The following is a 3,681-nucleotide window of genomic DNA, read 5'->3' on the forward strand; positions in this document are numbered from 1 at the left end:
GACTGACTATTGGTCCGTCGAGGTGATCTTCTGACGGCTCCTCACCCTCCGGTGCATCCGGGGGCCGGGAACTCCCGGCGCGTCGCTGCTTGACATTCAGGCGATGGTGCTTCTCGGTGCCTCTGATGCCGCCTCGGTGTCGGCGCGGCCCTCCCCTCGGGCCGGCGGTGCGTACGGTCCGCGTCGCACCTGGTACGGACCGTTACCGGTCCGTATCGCGAGCGTCCGGTGTAAAGAGCATCCAGTTCCTGTCAGGGTGGGGTCGTTTTTCGGACAGGACGACGGAGGGCGCGCACATGTTCACATTGCCGTGGCGGCGGACCAGGGGCTCCGGCAGCGGACTGATCGCGCCCGGGGGCCTGCCCCTGCCCGAGGGGGCAGGTCGGGCCGAGTGCCAGGTCGTGGACCCGGTGGGTGTGCCGATGCAGGCGACGGTCACGGTCCTGGACCGGGCCGGACAGACCGTGACGGAGGGGAGCACGGACGCCTACGGCCTTTTCACCGCCGCCGTACCGCCCGGTGATTACCAGCTGTCGGTGCTCTGCGAAGGCTTCCAGCCCCACCGCGCGCCCGTCCAGGTGTTCCCGGACGCCACGGCCTCGGCCGGGGTGATCCAGCTGGCCGCGGCCCCGCTGCCGCCGGTCCCGGGGCCGGGCCGATGGGAGATCGATCCGGACCACAGCGCGATCCGGTTCATCGCCCGGCACATAGGCCTGGCCGAGATCCACGGCAGGTTCAACCGCTTCTCCGGCAGCCTCTGGATCGCCGAGCGGATGCGGGACTCCCAGGTCGAGGTCTACATCGAGGCGGACAGCATCGACACCGGCGTCCGACTGCGCGACGACCACCTGCGCTCGGCGGACTTCCTCGACGCCGCCGTCCACCCGTATCTGCGCTTCAGCGGCGGTGACTTCGTGCACCGCGGCGGCTCCCAGTGGAGCGTGACGGGGGTGCTGGAACTGCACGGCGTCTCCCGCACGGTGAAGCTGGACACCCAGTACCTGGGTCTCGGGACCGGAATGGCGGGCGAGACACGTGCGGCCTGCAAGGCGGTCACCGAACTTCACCGCGAGGACTTCACCCTCACCTGGCAGAAGATGCTCACCCACGGCATCGCCGCCATCGGCGCCACCATCCGCATCGAACTGGACGTCCAGGTCGTCCGGGCGGCGCCGGGCGATGGCGTGCCCGCGTCCACCTGAGGACCGGCCGAACCCTGGTCTCCGCGTCCGCCGTCATGCGGCGACTGTCGTGTTTCCACCTACCTGGACTCACGCTGTCACACCGCCGACACGCCCGAAATGACAGGGTTGTTGGCTCTCGTTACGTTCCTCGCAGGTCGGTCGTCCGGCCGACGTCCGCGAGACCGAGAGAAGCGACATGCCCACGCGAACCTTTGTAGTGACCGCTGCCGGAGTAGGCGCGGCGGTCCTCGCAGCAGCCGGTATCACCTACGCCGCGACCACCGACTCGGCGCCGGCGAAACCGTCCGCCCACCGGGCCGCCCCGTCCGTGCACCGGGCGGCCGCCCCCGCTCAGCGGCCGGCCCGGCCCGCCCAACGACCCGCCGCTCCCGAGGCCCCCTCCGGCCGTGGCGGGGGCGGAGAGAAGGACGAGGGCCGCGACCGGGACGACGGCGGACGCGGCCGCGGCCATGAGGAACAGGGAAGGATCTACTTCAACGAACGCACCTACTCCGCGACCGGCGAGGGCTGTGTCACCGCGGCCAGCGGACTGGGCTCCAGCAGCTTCAGCATCTTCAACGACAGCAAGTGGACCGTCGAGGTCTTCCGCGGCTTCACCTGTGACAACGGCTCTCCGGTCGCCACCGTGGGGCCGCATGGCGCCACCAACGGCGTGGTGACCAGCACCGTACAGGGGGGCCTGTTCGGTGACGACGGCGTCGTGGGCAGCTTCCGGGTGCTCCGCGACTACGACGAGTGGTGACCGAGCCGCCCCGGGCGCATCCTGGAGCGTTGGTCGTGGGTCCCGCGGCTGCTTAACCTGGAGTGTGGTCTTGGCACCTATGGGGCAGGAGGTCTGACCCATGGCCGTAGAGCTGAACCACACGATCGTGGCCGCGCACGACAAGCACACCTCGGCCCGGTTCCTCGCCGACATCCTGGGGCTCGAGGTGCGCCCGGAGTACGGGCCGTTCGTACCCGTCGAGATTCAGAACGGGGTGACCCTGGACTATCTGGACACGACCGAGACGGTCACGCCCCAGCACTACGCCTTCCTGGTCTCCGAGGACGACTTCGACTCGATATTCGGCCGCATCCGGAACTCGGGCCTGACCTACTGGGCGGACCCGTTCCATCACCGTCCCGGCGAGATCAACCACAGGGACGGCGGCCGAGGAGCGTATTTCGAAGATCCGAACGGTCACAACATGGAGATCCTCACGAGGCCGTACGGGAGCGGCGAAGACGAAGACTGAGACAGCGAGACGGCCGGGCGGGCGTGCGCCGGGTCAGTTCCTTCTCGCGCGTGCGTTGCGTATCGCCCGCGTGACGACCGGTGGCAGCAGGTCGACGGCGAGCCGCCGCACCCGGCTCCCGCGCCGAGGTGCGGGCCGGACTCCCGCCGACGCGTCGGAAGCCGCCCGGGTGGTCCGGCGTGCATGCCGGGACGGAGGAAACACCGGGGCCGGCATTCCCTTGGACTTCAGCCGGATGATCCGGTGCCCGGCGGCCTCCTGGACACTGACATGGCAGTCGGACCGCTGCCGCGCCATGGCCAGCAGTTCCCTCTGCACCGGCTCGGGATCGCCCCAGGTGCCGTAGAGCTTCTGCGTGCTCAGGCACACGGGGTGCAGACCACGGTTGAGCACGGCCTCCCAGGCGGCGATGGACACGCCGGGCGTGTGCTCGGACCGGAAGTCGTCGAGGACGACGATGCCGTCGGGCAGCAGCAGGTCGCGGGCGGTTCCTATGTCACCGTGCACATGCTCATACAGGTGCGAGGCGTCGATGTGCACGAACCGGCAGGAGCGGGGCTCGAGCTCCGCGCGCACCAGGGAGCTGGGGCCCTGGAGCACACGGGGAAGCTCGTCGTGGAAGGAACGGTAGTTCTCCTCGAAGGCGCGCCGGGTCAGCGCCCTGTAGGACCTCGCCGACTCGGCCCGGTTTGCGTCGTCCGGGGCGTCGCCCTCGAAGAGATCACACACGGTGTACCTCTCACCCGGCCGCTGGTGCCGGCCGATGAAGATCGCGCTCTTGCCCATGTAGACACCGACCTCCAGCAGGTCGCCGCGGACCCCGGCCGTCTCCTGCCGCTCCAGGAGCCAGTCGAAGAGCACCTGGTCGAGCACGGGGAACCAGCCCGGCACGTCGTCGAGACGGTGGGGCGGCCGCATCGGTTCCTGGATGGTGGTCATGGGCTGGAGGCACTCCCTCGTTACGGCAGTCTGTGGGATCCCTGCGGAAAGCCTGTGGAGGATGGCGGCCGGCGCACCACGGCCCCTACCCCATGCAGTGGTTCAAAACCCAAGAAGCAGTGAACGGCTGTCGACAGCGGAGGCGGACGCACGGAACCCCGGCCCGATTACGGCGGGCCGGGGTTCCGTGCGAGGGACGTGGCGGGGCGGGTCTCAGTAGTCGCCCCTGTCGCCCTTGTGGCGTTCGATGACGCGGAAGCTGGCGACGACGCCGTCCTTGACCTTCAGGCCGTCCTTGACGC

General features: G+C 69.5%; 4 protein-coding genes. 3 read left to right on the plus strand and 1 reads right to left on the minus strand.

Translation table 11 applies throughout. The features are described 5' to 3' along the window. The first annotated feature begins 296 nt into the window (after positions 1-296). The 3 genes from ABZ484_RS38445 (at position 297) to ABZ484_RS38455 (ending at position 2,440) form a co-directional block, all read left to right on the plus strand. Positions 297-1,202, plus strand: a complete 906-nt coding sequence (locus ABZ484_RS38445) for a YceI family protein (protein WP_358870596.1) — start codon at positions 297-299, stop codon at positions 1,200-1,202. Between the two features lie 178 nt (positions 1,203-1,380). Then, positions 1,381-1,947 (plus strand): hypothetical protein, encoded by a 567-nt coding sequence (locus ABZ484_RS38450; RefSeq protein ID WP_358870597.1) that lies wholly within the window; start codon positions 1,381-1,383, stop codon positions 1,945-1,947. 100 nt (positions 1,948-2,047) lie between these two features. Further along, entirely contained in the window at positions 2,048-2,440 is a 393-nt protein-coding gene (locus ABZ484_RS38455) for a VOC family protein (protein WP_358870598.1), read from the plus strand. Between the two features lie 33 nt (positions 2,441-2,473). On the opposite strand, the gene ABZ484_RS38460 is transcribed toward ABZ484_RS38455, so the two are convergent. Further along, positions 2,474-3,379, minus strand: a complete 906-nt coding sequence (locus ABZ484_RS38460) for a class I SAM-dependent methyltransferase (protein ID WP_358870599.1) — start codon at positions 3,377-3,379, stop codon at positions 2,474-2,476. Positions 3,380-3,681 lie beyond the last annotated feature (302 nt).

The sequence above is a fragment of the Streptomyces sp. NPDC006393 genome (assembly GCF_040628575.1).
In the GTDB taxonomy this organism is placed as follows: Bacteria; Actinomycetota; Actinomycetes; order Streptomycetales; family Streptomycetaceae; genus Streptomyces.